The 1,559-nt window shown below is 63.8% G+C and carries 1 protein-coding gene and 1 pseudogene; one reads left to right on the forward strand and one right to left on the reverse strand.

Annotated elements, in window-relative coordinates; genetic code table 11:
• Positions 1-232 (forward strand): annotated as a pseudogene (locus tag ACRCSW_RS25650) (hypothetical protein); the annotation flags it as partial.
• A gap of 42 nt (positions 233-274) precedes the next feature.
• Here ACRCSW_RS25650 and ACRCSW_RS25655 read toward each other — a convergent pair.
• Positions 275-1,351 carry an IS5 family transposase gene (locus ACRCSW_RS25655; protein ID WP_438708489.1) on the reverse strand — a complete coding sequence of 359 codons (1,077 nt, stop codon included), beginning with the start codon at positions 1,349-1,351 and terminating at the stop codon, positions 275-277.
• Positions 1,352-1,559 lie beyond the last annotated feature (208 nt).

The following is a 1,559-nucleotide window of genomic DNA, read 5'->3' on the forward strand; positions in this document are numbered from 1 at the left end:
CTCCGGAAAACCCGGGACGCTTCAATCACGCGGCGGCTTTACGAGCAAGGTCCACGCCCGCTGTGACAATCAAGGACTGCCTATCGGGTTCATCCTGACCGGCGGCGAGGCTTCGGATTATGCAGCGGTCGATGACCTGGGCACCTCCAAGAACCGTCTGATTTCGGCGGGGCGATTGGTTGGTCTGTGGCGAGTGTCCGATAGTGCCTTTGGCGTCGCCGTTTCGGGCTAATTTTGCTGGTTTTGGGTTCGCTGTTTCGTTCTTCGGGCGCAGCTATCCTGTTGCCGCTCGTCGTTCGTGGAAGAGCAGGCGGTGCATGTTGTAGGCGAGGTTGGCGAGGGTGATCTTGGCCTCGGCGCGCTTGAGGCCGATGGTGCGGATGAACAGCCCCATGACGGCCTTCTGGTGCGCGAAGACGTGCTCGACGCGGGCTCGGACCTTCGATTTGGTGGCGTTGCCGCGCCGGACATGCTCGGGCATCGGCCTGCCCTTGGGCTTGCGGCGATGGATGCGGCTGACCCGACCTTGCGCTTTCAGCCATTTCTCGTTGGCCTGGCTGCGGTAGGCAGTATCGGCCCAGACGTCCGAGGCGGTGTTGTCCTTGGTCACCACGTCCCTCAGCATCCGACCGTCAAAGCGCGCGCCGTCGGTGGTCTTGCCCTTCCTGATGAAGCCGAAGGTGCGGCAGATCGACACGCTGCTCTTGTAGCCGAAGCTCGGGATGGCAATGTCGGGCTGCGGCCTGCCATCGGCTGTGGGCCGGGCCTTTGCGAACTTCAGCGTCCAACGCGCATCGGTGTCCTTCTGCGCCGCCTTGGCCGGTTCATCGGGCCATATCTCGCGCGCTGCCTTGCCTTCCTTCACCGCCGCCTTTTCGGCATCGGTGTTCCTCTGCTTGGGCGCGGCAACCAGCGTGGCATCGACGATCTGCCCGCCCATGGGCAGATAGCCGCGTTCCTTGAGCTGCCGGTCGAAGTCGGCGAACAGCGCATCCAGTGCCCCGGCCTGGGTCAGCCGCTCGCGGAACAGCCGGATGGTATTGGCATCGGGTGTCGCGGCGCCAAGGTCGAAGCCCAGGAAGCGCAGCCAGCTCAGCCGGTCGCGGATCAGATACTCCATCCGCGCATCGCTGACATTGTTCTGCGCCGCCAGCACCAGCACCTTGAGCATCGTCACCGGGTCATAGGGTGGCCGTCCGCCCCTCGCTCCGTCCGAATAGCCCAGCGCCGTATCCAGAACCGAGCGAAACGCCTCGAAATCCACCACCCGCCCAAGCACTTCCAGCGGATCGCCATGCGCCGAAAGCCGCTTCAGATGGTCCGATAACCCGAACAAGCCCGCCTGCCTCATCGCCCGTTCCCTCCAACGACAAGTGAATCAGATCAGGCCCGAATTTGCGAGGGGTTTTTGGAGGTGCCCACCTGATGGCCCTGCCGTTGCCCAAGCCCAAAGCGCTGCTCGCCGACAAGGGCTATGACGGCGACCGGTTTCGTGAAAACCTGCTCATGCGCGGCATCCTGCCGATCATCCTGCCCCGGTCCAACCGAAAGACCCCCGT

It is taken from the genome of Tabrizicola sp. (assembly GCF_051645465.1).
GTDB lineage: Bacteria > Pseudomonadota > Alphaproteobacteria > Rhodobacterales > Rhodobacteraceae > Tabrizicola.

Coding starts and splice junctions, on each gene's coding strand:
- ACRCSW_RS25655 (WP_438708489.1), bottom strand. CDS start 1,351: ATGAGGCAGGCGGGCTTGTTCGGGTTATCGGACCATCTGAAGCGGCTT.